Genomic DNA, 16,018 nt, shown 5'->3' with positions numbered 1-16,018 from the left:
GCGTGGCTGCACTCTCCGATGAGGACCTGCTGCGCCAGCTCGGCGGCGCGATGCCGTCCGCGCCGCCGCCGGTGACGCAGATGTCGGATGCCGATCTGCTGGCCGCCCTCAAGGGCCCGCCGGCCGAGACGAAGCCCGCGTCCGACCCGTCCCTGCTCTCGCGGGTCGCCTCCGGCCTCACGGACGTACCGCAGAGCGTCGCGACCGGCCTGGTGCGTGGTGCAGCGGGCATCGCCGCCCTGCCGAACCTCGGCCTCGACCTCACCGAGCGCGGCATGGATTGGGTCATCCGGCAGGGCGCGCATGCGGCCGGCCTGACGACGAACAGCGACCGCGGCGGCGACCGCCGCAAGGGCGTCTCGGACGGGTTTCCGACGCAAGAGACCATCCTGAAGCCGGTGCAGCCGATCCTGCACGAGCCGACCACCCTCGCCGGCGAGTATGCGCGGACGCTGGGCGAGTTCGTGCCCGGCGCCGGAACCTCGCCCGCCCGGCTGCTGGCCCTGGCGGCGGCGCCCGCGGCGTTGAGCGAGACGGCCGGGCAGGTGACCAAAGGCAGCGCCGTCGAGCCCTACGCCCGCGCCGTGGCCGGGATCGGCGGCACGGCCGGCGCCGGGCTCCTGTCCGGCCCGGCCTACTACGAGCGCATGGCGGCGCGCGCGGCGCGCGGCGCGACGCCGGAGCAGTTCGATCAGGCCGCCGAGCTCGCGCGGAACTCGCCCTTCCCGCTGATGGCGAGCGAGGCGATCCAGGCCGCGACCGGCGGCGCGACGCAGATGGGCCGCGTCCAGCGGCTCGCCGAGAGCACCGAGGGCGGTGCGCACGTCCTCGACCCGATCATGGCGCAGCGCCCCGGCCAGATGCAGGCGGCGACCGATGCGGCCCTGAACGGCATCGCGCCGCGCAACCCCTACCCGACGCAGCTCGGCCTCGACGTCCAGGCCGCGGCCCGCGGCGCGGTGAACGCCACGCCGGAAGGCCAGGCGCTCCGCGGCGCTGTGGAAGCGGCCGGCCCCCGCGTCACGCCCGGCCAGGCCGGCGCGGTGATCCAGCCGGAGCTGCGCGCGACCCGCGACGGGCACGAGGCGGTGCGTCAGCTCCAGGGCGACCGCGACTACCGCGCCGCCCGCGCGGCCCCAGAGAACGTCGGCGTCGAGCGGATGATCGACGTGGAGCGCCCGGGCGATCCGCGCGTGACCTACCCGGCGCACGGCCGCCCGCAGTTCACCGACGCCGCGCCGCGCCCGCTCGATCCGCCGACCCGCGGCATCGCTGCGGCCGAGCCGGCCGGCGCCGAGAGCCTGGCGCGCTTCATCGCTCGGAACGGCGGCCTCGACCTGACCGGGGACCTGCGGTCTCAGGACTTCCATCGATTCGTCATCCCCGGTGCCGGCACGGTGGCGCGCGAGGGCGGCAAGTCCCTCGACGGGTTCTGGCGCGTCAAGCTGATGGAGTCCGGCTATCTGCGGCCGGACGCCGACGGCGGCATGGCGCGGGACATCCGCGACGAACTGATGCGCAAGCTCACGAACGAGCGTCGCGGCGTCCCGTCCTACCCGATCGGCGCCGAGCGCGCCGCGGCGGCCGAGCGCGCACGGCCGTCGCAGATGGCGGACGACTACGCCCACGCGAAGAGCCTGGCCGAGAGCCGCCTGGACGAGGACCTCTCCCGCGTCGGCGTGGCGCCCGAGAGCGTCCATCCGGATATCCGCGACCGGGTCGTCGGCGCGCTGATGCGCGGCGAGCATGTCGATCCGCTCGACGCTTACGAGCGCACCGTCGGCGCGATGAAGGGCCCGCTCGACCCCTACGTGAAGAGCACCACCGTCCGCGAGCAGATCCCGGACGTGCGGTTCGGGCAGGTCAACCCGCAGAACGCCATCGCCGCGATCGACGATCTTCAGCGCACCGCCAAGGGCGACGTCAGCGGCGCGCTCGGCGGCGTCCGGCGCAACCTGCACGGTCCCGACGGCCAGACCGACATGACGGTGGCCGGCAACCTGCGCACCCGCGAGCGCCTCGACCAGGACATCGCCGCCGCGCAGGAGGTCAACGACGGCACGAAGGTGCGCGACCTGACCATCGCCCGGAACGCGATCGACGCCGAACTGAAGCGCGTGCCCGAGGTGGCGACCGCCGACCGGAACTTCGCCGCGAACTCGGTGCCGCTCGAACCCTTCTCCGGGCAGAACCCGCTCGGCCGGATCACGGCGCGCGACGACCTCACCGGCCGGATGCAGATGCCGGCCGAACAGGTGCCGGGCACGCTCGCGACGCCGGGCGCCGCGCGCGAGTTCGGGCAGGTCGCGCGGCCCGGCGCGCGCTCGGCCTTCGACGACTACCTGACCACCCGCATGCTCGATGGCGCGGCCGGCGACTACCACGTCGCGCCGGACCGTCTGCGCGCCGGCATGCGGGACGGCGCCGACCTGCTGGCAGAAGCACCCACGGTCCGCGACCGGCTCGCCCGCGTGCTCTCGGCGCGGGAAGGGCTCGCACCCGTCGAGGCGGCGCCGATCGGACGGATGGCGGCGAGCGGCACGCCGCGCGAGCAACTGGCGACGATCCTGGCGCGCGACGCGAGCCCGGCGGAGACGCAAAGCGCCGTGCGTGCGCTCGCGAGCGAGAACCAGGGCGTGGCCCGCAGCCTCGTGCGCGAAGGCGCCGGGCAGATGGCGGACCGCACCGTGCACAAGCCCGACAGCCTCGGGAAGCCGGACCAATTCGGAGGGGCGCGCTTCGCCAGGCAGTACGCCCAGCCGGGCGAGGGCATGAACCTGCGCGCCGCGATCGATGCGGCTGCCGGCGGCCCGACCTCGGACTACATCGCCCGCGTCGTCGATGCGCTTCAGGCGACCGGCTGGCGCGAGCGCATCGGGTCGCGGACGGCCTTCAACGTCGAGGACCTGAAGGAGATGAAGCACGGCGGCACGGTCGGCGCGCTGATGAAGCTCGGCTCGAAGCCGATGGGCGAGGCGCACGACCGCGTGTCGAAGTTCCTGCTCGGCCGCTCCTCGGAAGGGCTGGCGCGCCTGCTCGCGTCCGGTCCGGAGGGCGTGCGCCGCATCCAGGAGCTTCAGGGCGGCGGCAGCCGGGCGGCGCTGATCGCGGCGCTGGCCGCCGCCCGCATCGAGCAGGAGCCGATCGCCGCCCGGCGGTGAGGCTCAGTAGCAGTTCGTCTGCACCTGATTGCCGAAGCGGGTCGAGGTGCAGTTGACGTTCCTGCTGGCTGCCGCCCGCTGTCCGGCCGCGAAGGAATCGCCTGCATCGCCGAGCGCATCTCCGATGGCTGCGAGGCGAGCGCGTGTCTCGGCCTGCTTCGTCAGCATTTCCTGCCGCATGGTGAGGCGGCACTGCGCGTAGGTCGGCGTGCCCGGCTGCGCGCCGATGCTTCGACAGTAGGCATCGTCCTTCGGGCCTGCCTCGGCGAGGTCTTTTTCCTGCACCGCCTGCGTGATGCACCCGCCCAGCGCGAAGCACATCGCGCTCACCAGAATCACCGCCCGCATCGCTTCCTCCCCGAAGCGTAGCAGGTAGCCACAACCTCAAATTCCCGTCCAGGGCTCGCCGCGCGCGGGCCTTTTTGCGTTGGAGCCGCCATGCCCCGCGACAACACCGGTACCTACGCCGCGCCCGCCGGAACGACCGCCATCCCCGGCGCGGTCATCACGGCGGACGAGTTCAACAACTTCGTGACCGACATCGGGGCCGAAGTGACGGCGAGCGCGCGCGAGAGCGAGATGCGCGACCTCGGCGCCGTCGCCACGACGGCCGGCACGGGCGCGGCCTACACGCTACAGCTCACCACCCCATGGCCTGCCCTCTTCGACGGCATGGTGGTGGCATTCCGAGCCCATGCTGCGAACACGGGTCCGTGCACGCTCTGGGTCAACGGGATCACCACCACGGGCTCGGTCGGCGGACCCTCGACTGCTGCGCCGTTGCGCGCGCAGACCGGTGTCGAGCTCTCAACGGCGGATCTCGCCGCGAAGGGCGTGTTCGCCACAGTCTACAAGGGCGCCTCGTTCCAGGCCTCACCGACCGGCACCCTCACGGCGAACTCGAACCAAGTGACGAGCCTGTCGTCGACGGTGGGTCTCGCGGTCGGGCAGTCCTTCGGAGCAGGCATCCCTGGCGTACCCGCCTCGACGACGATCACCGGCATCACGGGCTCGACCGTAACCCTGTCCGCACCGTTCGCCGGTACGACGACTGTGGGCGCCGCGCTCACGATCGCCGGGCCGGAATGGCTCATCGTGAACGGCTCGCTCGCCGCGACCGCGACGAAGCTCGCTTCGGCCTCGTCCCTCGTCCCCGTCGAACTCTACGCGAACGCCCTGGCAAGCCCGAACGACCTTACCGCTGCGACTTGGAACACGATCGCCAACGCCACCGCCATCGCTAACGCGGCGGTGGCGCCGGACGGAACCGGAACCGCCTCGCAGGTGACGGCCACGGGCACCAACGGTGGCCGCCAGCAGGCCGTCGTCACGACGGCTGAGACGTGGATGCTGTTCGGCTACCTCAAGCGCGCCGCCGTCACGTTCCAGGGAACCCTGACCAACACCTCGGCCGTCATCTCGAACGTTTCGAGCATCGCCGGGCTAGCGGTCGGACAGCGAATCGATTGTATCGCCACCGGCTTCCCGACCGGAGCGACCATCACGGCCGTCTCCGGCACGAACGTCACGATCTCCGCGAACTACACAGGCACGACATCCAGCGCCTACTCGTTCGCCACGGGCGGCGCCGGCATCGTGCAAGTGACGGCAGACGGTATCAGCTTCATCGCCGTCTCGCTCTCGGCGACGGAGTGGACCCGGTTCGAAACCACGGCGGTCTGTGTGTCCGGCACCAGCAACCCGGGCCTTCGCATCGTCACGCAAGGCGATGCCGTCCAGGCATGGGGGTTCGGCTTCGACAAGGCGTCCTACACCGTCCAGGCAAGCGACCGTGGCAAGCTCCTCGGCTGCTCCGGCGCGAAGACGCTGATCCTACTGCCGGCGAGCACGGGCAACGGCTTCGCGTTCTACCTTGCAAACCGGACCGCCCCCGGCCTCGCGACGCAGGCAAGGATTTCGGTGAGCCGCGCGGGAACAGATACGGTCGACGGCCTCACGGCGTACGTGTCCTACCCCGGCGAGGTTCGCCAGTTCTTTGCGGATGGCGCAACGAAATGGGCGTCCACGCTCCTGCGGGCGGGCGCCTACACCTTCCTCGCGTCGGACAACTTCGTCTGGCCGCCGGGGATCGCGAGCCTCATCGCGGACGGCGTTGCGCCAGGCGGCGGCGGCGGCCGGCCGAATGGTTTCGGGAATGGTGGCGCGGGCGGCGGCGGTGGTGGCGCGCGGTACAGCCGTCTCTTGACGCTGCGGGCGCCCGGGACCGTGACGCCCGCACTGATCGGCGCGCGCGGTCTCGGCGCGCTCACCAACAACACGGCCGGGACCGACGCCGGCAACATCACGTTCGCCGACTTTTTCCTTGAGGGCGGCAAAGGGGGGACAACCTTGGGCGGCGGGAACGGCGGCTCGGTCCAGGCGCCCGGCAACGTAGTGACCAACGGAACCGGGTGGCAGGCAGGCGGGTCCACCGCTGAGAACGGCGGGGCCGCAGGGGGTAGCGGAGCTGGCGGACCGAGTAACACGCCAGGCAATTCATCGATTCTTGGAGGACCTGGTGGAGGCGCTGGCGGCGCGAACAACACCTTCAACGGCGCGGCAGGCGGTACCAGCGGCTCAGCGGCGCCCGGGGGCGGAGGGGCTGCAGGAGTTACCGGCACGCCGCAGGCTGCGAACGGCGACGATGGCGCCGATGGTGCCAACGGCACCCCTGGCACGGGCGGCGGCGGCGGCGGCGGTAGCGATACCTACGGCGGCCGCGGCGGCACCGGCGGAAACCCCGGCGCGGGCGGCGGCGGTGGTGGCGCGGGCATCACCTATGGCGGACGCGGCGGCAACGGCGGCCGCGGCGAGCTCCGCATCTCTATGGCGTCTTGAAGGAGAAAAGCGATGGCGCGCACAGCCCTCATCACCGCGTCGAGTCTCGTCGCCGACGTCATCGAGGCCGGACAGAGCTTCGTGTTGGTCGGCTTCACACAGGTGTCGAGCGAGACGGCAGAGATCGGGGATGCTTACGATCCCGCGACGGGCACGTTCTCGCCCCCCGGTATCCCACTCGCCACTCTCCGGGCCGAGGCCTCCGCCCAGGTCATGGCAACCCGCGCCGCCCGGATCGTCGGCGGCTTCACGTTCCAGGGCGTGCGCTACCAGACCCGCGACGACGACCGCGAGAACATCGCGGGCGCCGCGCAGCTCGCGTTCATGGCGCTCGTCGCCGGTGCGAAGGCGGGCGATCTCTTCTGGGACGGGTCCGTCGATCCGGTAACGGGCGCGCCCGTGCCCTTCGCCTGGATCGCCGAGGACAACGGCACCGTCACGATGGACGCCCCGACGATGGTCGCCTTCGGCAAGGCGGCGGCCGCGTTCAAGCAGGGCTGCATCTTCGCGGCGTTCACGCTGAAGGGCGCGATCGAGCGGGCGCCCGACGCCGCGGCGCTGGCGGCGATCGACCTCACGCAGGGGTGGCCGGCCTAGACTTGCGCCCGACGGCCGATCGGTGAGAGAACACCAGGGCCGGAGGTGCGTTGGCGCCGAGGCAATCCCCACGCTCACCGCTTCTCTTCGAGCATCTGGTTCGCGACGAGCCACTGCCGAAGGATGACGCGGATCGCCTCGGACCGGTTCGGGATCGCTTCGCCGTCGACGACGCGATCGAGGGCCGCGGTCATCTCGGAATCAAGACGGACCGTAACGCCCGGGGTCTTTCCCGTCGGCGCAGGTCCACGTCGTTTCGGGGTCGCAGCCATTGACATAAACCGTGCATTACACACTTAATCCAGTCGGGCAATGCCCTTGGAGCAAGTCGATGCGCGCGGTGGTGTTCGGGCTGATCGGGGCGGTGCTGATCGTCGGGAGCGCGCAGGCGGCGAGTTGTCCGATCACGCGGGCGACCGTGACCATCAAGGACACCGGCGTCGGGTATGGCGGCGTCGTCCGGGTCGAGCGGCCCGATCTGGTCGGGAAGAATTTCGCGGTGACCCGGTACGCCTCGCGTCGCAAGGCGCATTTCAGCAAGCCCATCGGAGCGAACAAGCTCCTCGGCTACGAGGGCTACGAGCTGAAGGGCACGGCCGGCACGCTGCACGTCATGCGCGACCACGTCGACGGCGTGCCGGCCGTGACGCCGGTGAGCTGGGTGAGCGGCGCCAAGTCGAATTACGGGACGATCCGGTGGGGCGGCGGCCCTGCCGAACGCGTCGAGGTCGGCCAGGACTTGGATTACTTCCTGGACGGCCCGTTGTCGGCGCTGACCGCCGAAGTCACCGCCTGCCGCTAATCTGAAATCCGAAGTTCAGCCTGAGACGAGCGCCCCACGAGGGCGCTTTTCTGCGTTGGGGAGCAGGAATGCCCACAGATCGCGACTACCTCATCGCTACGGTGATGGGCGAGAACAACCGCGGCACGGTGCAGAGCCAGCAAGGCGTCCTCGACACGATCTTGAACCGCCAGGCCGATCCGACGCAGTACGGCGCGCGGCGCGGCGCGAGCATCCAGGACATCGTGACCGCCAGGACGGGCGGCGGCGGCTATCAGTACGATGCATGGCGCCCGGAGCTCAACGGGCGCCCGAACGGCCAGTACGCGCTCTCGAACAGTTCGCTCAACGGTGGCCAGGGCCTGAGCGGGGACGCCCTTCGGCAGTATCAGCAGGCTTCCCAGGTCGTTGATCGGTTCCTGACCTACGGAGAAGGTCGAGGGGTCACGCAAGGCGCGACCTTCTATCAAACCCCAGACGCGCCCAATCCCTGGCAGCAGCGCGCGCTCTGGGGTCCCTACGGCAACATCACGGTCGGCGACCACATCTACTCCGGGCCCAAGCTGGTCAAGGACGCCGCAGAGTACCAGCGACAGAATCCCAACCTCTCGACCTCGCAGCAAGCCCCGGCCCCCGGAACCGATGGCTTCGGCACGATCATCGACTATTCCGGCTTCGAGGCGCCCAACGGCAACTTCGGCACCGCCGGCGGTGTGATCGAGACGGGCGGCGGCACCGGTTTCAGCGGCACCGACGTGTCGCAGGGCGGCGGCTACGTCGGCGACGGCGGGGTCACCCAGGGCGGTGCGAGCGGCGGGTTCGTCCCCAACCGCCCCGTCGACGGCTTCGGCCAGGGCACCAACGTGGCCAGCGGCCTCGGGGCGGGCAACGGCGCCTTCGGTGACGGCATCGACCCGGTCATCAACACCCTCTACCGGAACGCGCTCGGCCGCGACGCGGACGCCAGCGGCTCGCGGTCCTACGCCGCCGCGCTGCAAGCCGGCACGCTCGATCTGAACGGCATCCAGCAGGGCCTGCTGGCTTCGCCCGAGGGCCAGGCGCGGCTGCAGAACACCGCCGTCGACGTGCCGACCTACGGCGCGACCGACAGCGACTACGCCCGCGTGCTGGACCGGTTCGCGGACGCGCCGGGGCGCAGCTATTTCGACGCGCAGGTCCAGGCCGGCACGCCGCGCGACCAGATCGTGGCGGCGCTCGCGCGGTTCGGCGCCGGGCCGGCCGTCGGGACGCAGCCCGGCGGCGGCATCTCCGGCACGCTGAACACCGCGACGCCGGTCTCGCCCATCGACCAGATCTACCAGGCCACCCTGCACCGTGGGGCCGACGCGCCGGGGCTCGACTACTACGACGCCCAGCTGCGCGCCGGCACGATGGACCTCAACGCGATCCAGGCGGCGCTCCAGGCCAGCCCGGAGGCGCAGACGTTGGGGGCGCCGTCCGCCTCCCGCACCTACAGCACGGCGGACACCGTCTACGCGCGCGACCTCGGGCGGCTCGCCGATCCCGTCGGGCAACAGGGCTTCGACGCGCAGATCACGGCGGGCACCGGCCTGAACGCGATCGAGGCGCAAATTCTGGCCTCGCCGGAGGCGCAGACCCGCGGCGCGCCGCCGGCGGTCACGGCCTGGTCGCCGATCCAGGACATCTACGCGCGGGACACCGGGCGCCTCGGCGAGGCCGCGGGGGTGGACGGCTGGACCCGGCAGCTCGCCGCCGGCCAGAGCCTGCCGCAGATCGAGGCCGCCATCCGTGCGGCTCCGGAGGCGCAGGGCTACCTTCAGCAGCATCCGACCGAGGCGGCGACCTACTCGCCGCTCGACACGCTCTACGCCCGAGACCTCGGCCGCGCGCCGGATGCGTGGGCGCTCCAGAACTACCAGAACGTCGGCGCGCAGGGGTTCAGCGGGATCGAGGCGCAGGTCTACGGCAGCCCGGAATCCTCGGCCTATCGCAGCACGCTCTCCCCGGACATGGCCGCGCTGATCCAGGCGCCGGCCCCGACGCCGATGCAGGGCGGTGGGGGGATTTCCGGGACGCTGAACACCGGCAGTGAAGTCGGCACGCAAGTGCCCGGCGCCGCGACCGCGGCCTGGAGCGGCCACTTCGATCCGAACGCCTACAGGGCCGCGAACGCCGATGTCGCGGCTTCGGGCATGGACGCCCTGACCCACTACCTGACCTACGGCTACAACGAGGGCCGCGCCCTCGACGCGCAGGGCGACCGGATCACCCAGGGCTTCGACCCGAGCGCCTACCTGCAGGCGAACCCCGACGTCGCCGCGGCCCATGTCGACCCGCTCCGGCACTACCTCGAGAACGGAGCATCCGAGGGCCGGTCCCTGCCGACCGGGAGCAACCCGTACTCGTTCAGCGGCGCGAGCGTGGGCCAGGGCGCGGGGGCGACGGGTAGCGCCTCGTTCGGCGGCCGCTTCGACCCCGGCGCCTACCTCGGGGCGAACCCCGACGTGGCGGCCTCCGGCATGGATGCCCTCACCCATTATCAGACCTACGGGTTCAACGAGGGCCGGGCGATCGACGGGGCGGGCGACCGGATCAACCGCGCGTTCGATCCCACGGCGTACCTGGCTCAGAACCAGGACGTGGCCGCGGCGCACGTCGATCCGCTGGCGCACTATCTCAACTACGGTGCGGCCGAGGGCCGGGCGCTCCCGACCGGCTCGAACCCCTACCAGTTCTCGGCCTTCAACGCGGCGCAGGGGCTGGGGCCGACCGGCAACGGCGGCTTCGGGCTCGGCGGCATCACGTCCTCGGGCGGGCCGCCTGCAACCCCGGCCGGCGGCGCCCCGAGCTTCGGGGCCGGGCTCGATGTCAGCGGCGGCGTCCAGAACGGAGCGTTCGGGATCGGCGGCATCACCTCCGGCGGCACCTCGGGGGCGACCCCGATCACGCCCTACGGGTTCTCGGGCGCGAATGTCGGCGGCGGGCTCGGGGCCACGCCGCAGTCGTTCGGGAGCCTCTACCCGGCTGGCGGGGCGACGCAGGCCCCCTCTGCCGGAGGCGGGATCGGCGACCCCTACGGGTTCTCGACGATGAACGCGGGCGGGTTCGACGCGAACGCCAAGGGCGATCCGGGCGGCGAGGACTTCGGCGGCGGGTCCGGGATGGGGCCGGTCTCGTTCGGCTCCGACCCCGTCGGCGAGCTCGCCTACCTCAACACGCAGCAGAACCAGATCAACCAGCAGGTCGCCGCCGGCCGCGATCCGGTCCTGAACAACCCCAACCTCTACAACGTGAACCTGGGCAACCTCGGCAACGGCATCCAGAGCCACACCCCGCCGGTCACGGCGGCCCCGGTCCCGTTCGCGACGAACAACGCGAACATGGCGGGCGCGCTCGGCTACGTGCCCTACACCCCGCCGCCGCTCATCAACACGATCCCGACGAACTTCGGGACGTTCGGCGGGACGTTCTTCTGAGGCCCTGACGCCTCTCCCGCCCTCCACCGTCCGCCGCCTTCGGGCGGCTTTTTTGTGCCCGGAGCATCCCGACATGGACCTGTCCCCCATCGGACGCGCGGCCCTCAGGGCGCGCGAAGGCGAGCGGCTGACCGCCTACAAGGATTCGGTCGGCGTCTGGACGATCGGCGTCGGCGTCACGACGGCGTCGGGGCTGATCGCCGTGACGCCCGGCCTGACGATCACGCAAGCGCAGTCCGACGCGCTGTTCGCGCGCGCCGTCGAGAAATACGTCGATCCGGTCCGCCAGGCGCTCGCCAAGCCGGTGCCGCAGGAGTTCTTCGACGCCTGCTGCTCGCTCGCCTACAACATCGGGCCGGTCGGCTTCGCGCACTCGTCCGTGGCGCGGCTCGCCAACGCGGGCGACCTGCAGGCGGCGATCGAGGCGTTCCTGATGTGGAACAAGCCGGCCGTCGTCATCCCGCGACGGCAGGGCGAGCGCGACCAAGCCGCGACGCCCTACGCCAAGGCGCTGCCGCGGGCGCGACGCGGCGATTACGCACCGGTGAAGGTGCCGGCCGGGCCGCCCCCGGCCGCGCCTCCGAAGGCGGCCGATCCCCTCGCTCCGATGCCGCCCAAGCCCGCCCTCACCGGCGGGCTTTCTTCTGCGCCAAGCCCCGCGCCCGCACCGGGGCTCTTCGCGCGCCTGCTCTCCACCCTCCGCACCAACATGGCGAAAGGAGCCTGACCATGGGCGCTCTCTTCACGATCATTCCGATGCTGCTGCAGTTCCTCGGCCCGGCGCTGGCAAAGGTCATCCCCGACGCCGGCCAGCGCGCGCAGGTCCAGGCCGATTTCCAGAAGGCGGTGCTGGAGAACCAGGCGGCGCTGAACAACGCCATGGCCGACGTCATGAAGGCCGATGCCGGCTCCGAATCGTGGATGGCGCGCAACGCCCGTCCCGTCGTCGTCTTCTGGTCCATCGGGCTGATCACGTGGCTCGGCGTACTCGCGCCGATGGCCGGCCTTCAGCGCGAGGCGATCCAGGCGCTGGCCGGTGTGCCGTCCGAGCTCTGGAACCTCACCTCCGTCGGCATCGGCGCCTTCATGCTCGCGCGCACCGTCGACAAGGTCGCCCCCGCGTTCGCGAAGAAGTAGCCGCACCTTCCCTCCCCCCTCTGCGGGGGAGGGAGCCACCCCGCGCGACCGGAATGCCGGTGCGCCACCGCGCCCATGGGGGCTCGCATCATGGACGCATCGTTCCTGGCCTCCGGGCCGATCACTTGGCCAGGGCTGCTCGCCTTCGCGGCCGTCCTGTTCGGGCTCGGCAAGGCCGTCGATTGGGGCCTCGCGAAGCTGAAGGCCGGCACCGACAAGGCGGTGAGCCCGCTCACCGTCGACATGGCCGCCGTCAAGATCCAGATCGCGAGCCAGAACGACCTGCTCAACGCCTTCAAGGTCGAGGTCGCGCGGACCTACGTGACCGGCGACGTGATCACGCGCCTCGAGCGGCGCATCGACGACATGGTGTCATCGGTGCGCGAGGAGATGCGCGAGACGCGCGAAGCGATGATGCAGGCGTTCCTGGATGGGCGACCGCCGCGGCGGTGATCCGCCCGGCACCTGCGGCGGGGTTTTTCATGTCTGCTCTACCGCACCGGTCGGCCTGTCCGTACGCTCCATGCCTTCGCTCGCATCCAGGCCGACGTCAGAGCCTCGATGGCTTCGCGCCGGGTCTCTACCTCTCCGGAGAACGGTCCCATCCCAGGCTCCGCGCGAAATAGATGGATGCCCGTCGCGCTCCAGAGCCAAGTGTCTTGGTCGGACCTGCCGTAGCGATGCCGCATGATGCGGCCGACCTCGACGGCGCCTTCGTGGGCGAGGAAATCATAGCGCGTGTCGGCGAAGGTGCGGCGCCACGTGAGGGCGGGCGGATCGCCACCATCGCTCACCGCAGCTTCACCCATGCGTTCGCCAGCGCCAGCACGAAGAACCCCGCCCCGATGAGATAAAGCGGCAGGCGGCGGCGAGCGGTGCCGGGCAGCTTGGTCACCTTGACGTGTTCATGCCGGCCATCAAGCCTGAGACCGGTATTTCCGGGCTCCACATGAGCCCGATGGCATTCGTTTCAGGATGCAGCGTGCGTGGATCGATGAGGCGAGGTTCGATGCTATCGGCTCGCTTTATCCAGACACGCGCGTGACGATAGGGAGACATGTTCACGTTCCACTGGGACCCACCAGTCCACGGGAACCATACTCGATCGTATTCTGGCGCCATCGATATCTCCTATTGCAACCGCTCCGGCCCCGTCATGAGCCCAAGGCGCAGGGCCAGGGCGATCAGGTCACCGTCGGTCATCTCGACGTCGTCGACGAGCCACAGCCCGAGATCGTCGCCGGTCAGCTCGACATGCCGGCCCGTGGCGCGGAGGGTCTCGATCGCTTCGTGGAAAGGGTTGTCGGTCGGCATAGTGCAGCGCAATACGGAGCTTTGTTGGGGAGTTTCAGGGGGCGAACCATCCGGAATTTCCGGATAGTTGAACTAAATCATTGATATTGTTGGTGGGCGGTGACGGGCTCGAACCGCCGACCCTCTCCGTGTAAAGGAGACGCTCTACCGACTGAGCTAACCGCCCGCGCCCGCTTGGTACGGCAAGCCGCAGCGCGGATGCAAGGGTCGCGGATGCGCGGGTCGGAGCCGGCTCAATGCCCGGCGGCGAGGAGCCGTGCCAGGGCCGGTGCGAGGCCGACGCTCTCCGTCGTCGCCGCGGCCCCACGGACGACCGGCCCTGCCGCGGCGGCGATCGCCGCGCGGGTCCCGGCCTCGACCGAGCAGAGGATGCGGCACGCCAGCATCGGCCGAATCCGCTCGGCGAGGCCCGCGAGGCCGGCGCCGCCCAGGATCACCGTGTCGGCGCCGTCGTCCGTCGCGCAGGCGCGGCAGGCCGCGATCAGGGCACCGAGGGCCGCGTCGGGATCGCGGGCGATCGCGCCGCCGGTCGCCGTCGTCGTGCGGATGCCAGCGAGATGCGCGGACAAGCCCAACATCGTCACGAGTTCCGCGAGCATCGGCCGCCACGCCGTGCCGCCGGTGACGATGGAGAAGCGCCCGCGGCCCGCGGCTTCGCGGCAGGCCGCCTCGGCCATGCCGACCACCGGCACGGCCGCGACCTCGCGGAGCGCCAGGAGGCCGGGATCGCCGAAGCAGGCGAGGTAGACCGCATCGCACCCGGAACCGTATTCGGCCAACGCGTCGAGCGCCGCGTGCCCGGCGATCGCCGCCGCCGCCCGGCTCGCGATGTAGCGGGCGCCGAAGCGGCCGGTCGCCGGCACGATCTCCACGGACGGCCCGGCGATCCGGCGCACGTGTTCCGCCACGCGGTCGGTCACGCTCGCGGTGGTGTTGGGGTTGATCAGCAGGATGCGCATGGCCAAGCGGTCTCCCCGCTTCGCCATGCAAGTCGGACGCCCTGAGCATTTTCCAGCGAGGTGGATGCCGGCTCGCGTGAAGAAAAAGCGACCACACAGAGGCTTGGAGCATTGTCCGTGATTCAAGGATCATGGAAAATGCTCTCGTCAAGCGAAAGGCCCCGGAGCGGATGCGCCGGGGCCTCGTCGTCGGTCGTACAGTGAAGCGGTCAGTGCGCGACGAAGGCCGCACCCTCGTCCTCCGCCCGCGCGGGCTTGGCCACGGGCAGCGGCTCCTCCCACTCGATCGGCGTCGGCTGGCGCACCAGGGCGTGCTTCAGCACCTGCTCCATCATCGCGACCGGGATGATCTCCATCCCGTTCTTCACGCTGTCGGGCACCTCGGCGATGTCCTTGGCGTTCTCCTCGGGGATCAGCACCGTCTTGATGCCGCCGCGGAGCGCGGCGAGCAGCTTCTCCTTCAGGCCGCCGATCGGCAGCACGCGGCCGCGTAGCGTGACCTCACCGGTCATGGCGATGTCGCGGCGCACGGGAATGCCGGTCAGCGTCGAGACGATGGCGGTGGCCATCGCGATGCCGGCCGACGGCCCGTCCTTCGGAGTCGCGCCCTCGGGTACGTGGACGTGGATGTCCCGGCGCTCGAACAGCGGCGGCTCCAGGCCGAAATCAATCGCCCGCGAGCGCACGTAGCTTGCCGCCGCCGAGATCGATTCCTTCATCACATCGCGCAGATTGCCGGTCACCGTCATCTTGCCCTTGCCCGGCATCATGACGCCCTCGATCGTCAGCAGCTCGCCGCCGACCTCGGTCCAGGCCAGCCCCGTGACCACGCCGACCTGGTCGTCCGCATCGATCTCGCCGTAGCGGAACTTCGGCGGACCGAGGAAGACCTGGAGCCGCTCGACGTCGACCTGAACGGTCTTCACCTTGGTAATCAGGATCTCCTTCACCGCCTTGCGGATCAGGTTCGACAGCTCGCGCTCAAGGTTGCGCACGCCCGCCTCCCGCGTGTAGCGACGAACCAGCATCAGGAGCGATTCGTCGTCGATCGCCCACTCCTTCTTATCCAGGCCGTGCTTCTTGAGCGCGTTCTGGATCAGGTGTTTGCGCGCGATCTCGACCTTCTCCTCCTCGGTGTATCCGGCGATACGGATCACCTCCATGCGGTCCATCAGCGGGCCGGGGATGTTGAGGGTGTTGGCGGTGGTGACGAACATCACGTGCGACAGGTCGTAATCGACCTCCAGGTAGTGGTCGTTGAACGTGCTGTTCTGCTCAGGGTCCAGAACCTCCAGCAGCGCCGCGGACGGATCACCGCGAAAATCCATGCCCATCTTGTCGATCTCGTCGAGCAGGATAAGCGGGTTCGAGGTCTTGGCCTTGCGCATCGACTGGACGATCTTGCCGGGCATCGAGCCGATATAGGTTCGGCGGTGCCCACGGATCTCGGCCTCGTCGCGCACGCCGCCGAGCGACATCCGCACGAATTCGCGACCGGTCGCCTTGGCGATCGACTTGCCGAGCGAAGTCTTGCCGACGCCCGGAGGGCCGACGAGGCAGAGGATCGGGCCGGTGAGCTTGTTCGCGCGCTGCTGCACGGCGAGGTACTCGACGATGCGCTCCTTGACCTTGTCGAGACCGAAATGGTCGTCGTCGAGCATCATCTGGGCGCCCAACAGGTCCTTCTTGATCTTCGACCGCTTGTTCCAAGGAATGCCGAGCATCCAGTCGAGGTAGTTGCGCACCACCGTGGCCTCGGCCGACATCGGCGAC

At 70.5% G+C, this 16,018-nt stretch carries 13 protein-coding genes and 1 tRNA gene; 8 read left to right on the top strand and 6 right to left on the bottom strand.

The genetic code is table 11. The features are described 5' to 3' along the window. The first annotated feature begins 2 nt into the window (after positions 1–2). Complete coding sequence (locus ACFE86_RS02265; RefSeq protein ID WP_375453710.1) at positions 3–3,161, top strand: hypothetical protein; 3,159 nt, start codon at positions 3–5, stop codon at positions 3,159–3,161. A gap of 3 nt (positions 3,162–3,164) precedes the next feature. On the opposite strand, the gene ACFE86_RS02260 is transcribed toward ACFE86_RS02265, so the two are convergent. Continuing rightward, positions 3,165–3,509 (bottom strand): hypothetical protein, encoded by a 345-nt coding sequence (locus tag ACFE86_RS02260; protein WP_375453709.1) that lies wholly within the window; start codon positions 3,507–3,509, stop codon positions 3,165–3,167. A gap of 90 nt (positions 3,510–3,599) precedes the next feature. Between ACFE86_RS02260 and ACFE86_RS02255 the strand changes: the two genes are divergently transcribed. Both ACFE86_RS02255 and ACFE86_RS02250 read left to right on the top strand, forming a co-directional pair. Next, entirely contained in the window at positions 3,600–5,999 is a 2,400-nt protein-coding gene (locus ACFE86_RS02255; protein WP_375453708.1) for a hypothetical protein, read from the top strand. Positions 6,000–6,011: 12 nt separating this feature from the next. Further along, a complete protein-coding gene (locus ACFE86_RS02250) occupies positions 6,012–6,596 on the top strand; it encodes a DUF4376 domain-containing protein (protein WP_375453707.1) in 585 nt (194 codons plus the stop codon). Between the two features lie 74 nt (positions 6,597–6,670). Here the strand turns inward: ACFE86_RS02250 and ACFE86_RS02245 are convergent, their stop codons facing one another. Beyond that, positions 6,671–6,868 carry a ribbon-helix-helix domain-containing protein gene (locus tag ACFE86_RS02245; RefSeq protein WP_375453706.1) on the bottom strand — a complete coding sequence of 66 codons (198 nt, stop codon included), beginning with the start codon at positions 6,866–6,868 and terminating at the stop codon, positions 6,671–6,673. A gap of 59 nt (positions 6,869–6,927) precedes the next feature. Between ACFE86_RS02245 and ACFE86_RS02240 the strand changes: the two genes are divergently transcribed. From ACFE86_RS02240 to ACFE86_RS02220, 5 genes are all read left to right on the top strand, one after another. Next, positions 6,928–7,398, top strand: a complete 471-nt coding sequence (locus ACFE86_RS02240; protein ID WP_375453705.1) for a hypothetical protein — start codon at positions 6,928–6,930, stop codon at positions 7,396–7,398. A 68-nt stretch (positions 7,399–7,466) separates the two neighbouring features. Further along, positions 7,467–10,835 (top strand): DUF4214 domain-containing protein, encoded by a 3,369-nt coding sequence (locus ACFE86_RS02235; RefSeq protein WP_375453704.1) that lies wholly within the window; start codon positions 7,467–7,469, stop codon positions 10,833–10,835. Between the two features lie 73 nt (positions 10,836–10,908). Continuing rightward, a complete protein-coding gene (locus ACFE86_RS02230; protein WP_375453703.1) occupies positions 10,909–11,562 on the top strand; it encodes a lysozyme in 654 nt (217 codons plus the stop codon). A 2-nt stretch (positions 11,563–11,564) separates the two neighbouring features. Continuing rightward, on the top strand, positions 11,565–11,972 hold the full coding sequence (locus ACFE86_RS02225) for a 3TM-type holin (protein WP_375453702.1): 408 nt from the start codon (positions 11,565–11,567) through the stop codon (positions 11,970–11,972). A 90-nt stretch (positions 11,973–12,062) separates the two neighbouring features. Continuing rightward, positions 12,063–12,425 (top strand): hypothetical protein, encoded by a 363-nt coding sequence (locus tag ACFE86_RS02220; RefSeq protein ID WP_375453701.1) that lies wholly within the window; start codon positions 12,063–12,065, stop codon positions 12,423–12,425. A 678-nt stretch (positions 12,426–13,103) separates the two neighbouring features. Here the strand turns inward: ACFE86_RS02220 and ACFE86_RS02215 are convergent. The 4 genes from ACFE86_RS02215 to lon all read right to left on the bottom strand — a co-directional run. Next, positions 13,104–13,286, bottom strand: a complete 183-nt coding sequence (locus ACFE86_RS02215) for a hypothetical protein (RefSeq protein ID WP_375453700.1) — start codon at positions 13,284–13,286, stop codon at positions 13,104–13,106. A 90-nt stretch (positions 13,287–13,376) separates the two neighbouring features. Then, a tRNA-Val gene (locus ACFE86_RS02210) sits at positions 13,377–13,452 on the bottom strand. Positions 13,453–13,519: 67 nt separating this feature from the next. Further along, positions 13,520–14,245, bottom strand: coding sequence for an aspartate/glutamate racemase family protein (locus ACFE86_RS02205; RefSeq protein ID WP_375453770.1), 726 nt, complete (start codon positions 14,243–14,245; stop codon positions 13,520–13,522). 209 nt (positions 14,246–14,454) lie between these two features. Continuing rightward, a partial coding sequence (gene lon / locus ACFE86_RS02200) for an endopeptidase La (protein ID WP_375453699.1) occupies positions 14,455–16,018 on the bottom strand: 1,564 nt, incomplete at its 5' end.

This window comes from uncultured Methylobacterium sp. (assembly GCF_964244095.1).
Taxonomy (GTDB): Bacteria; Pseudomonadota; Alphaproteobacteria; order Rhizobiales; family Beijerinckiaceae; genus Methylobacterium.
This window is presented reverse-complemented; position numbering and strand designations above follow the sequence as displayed.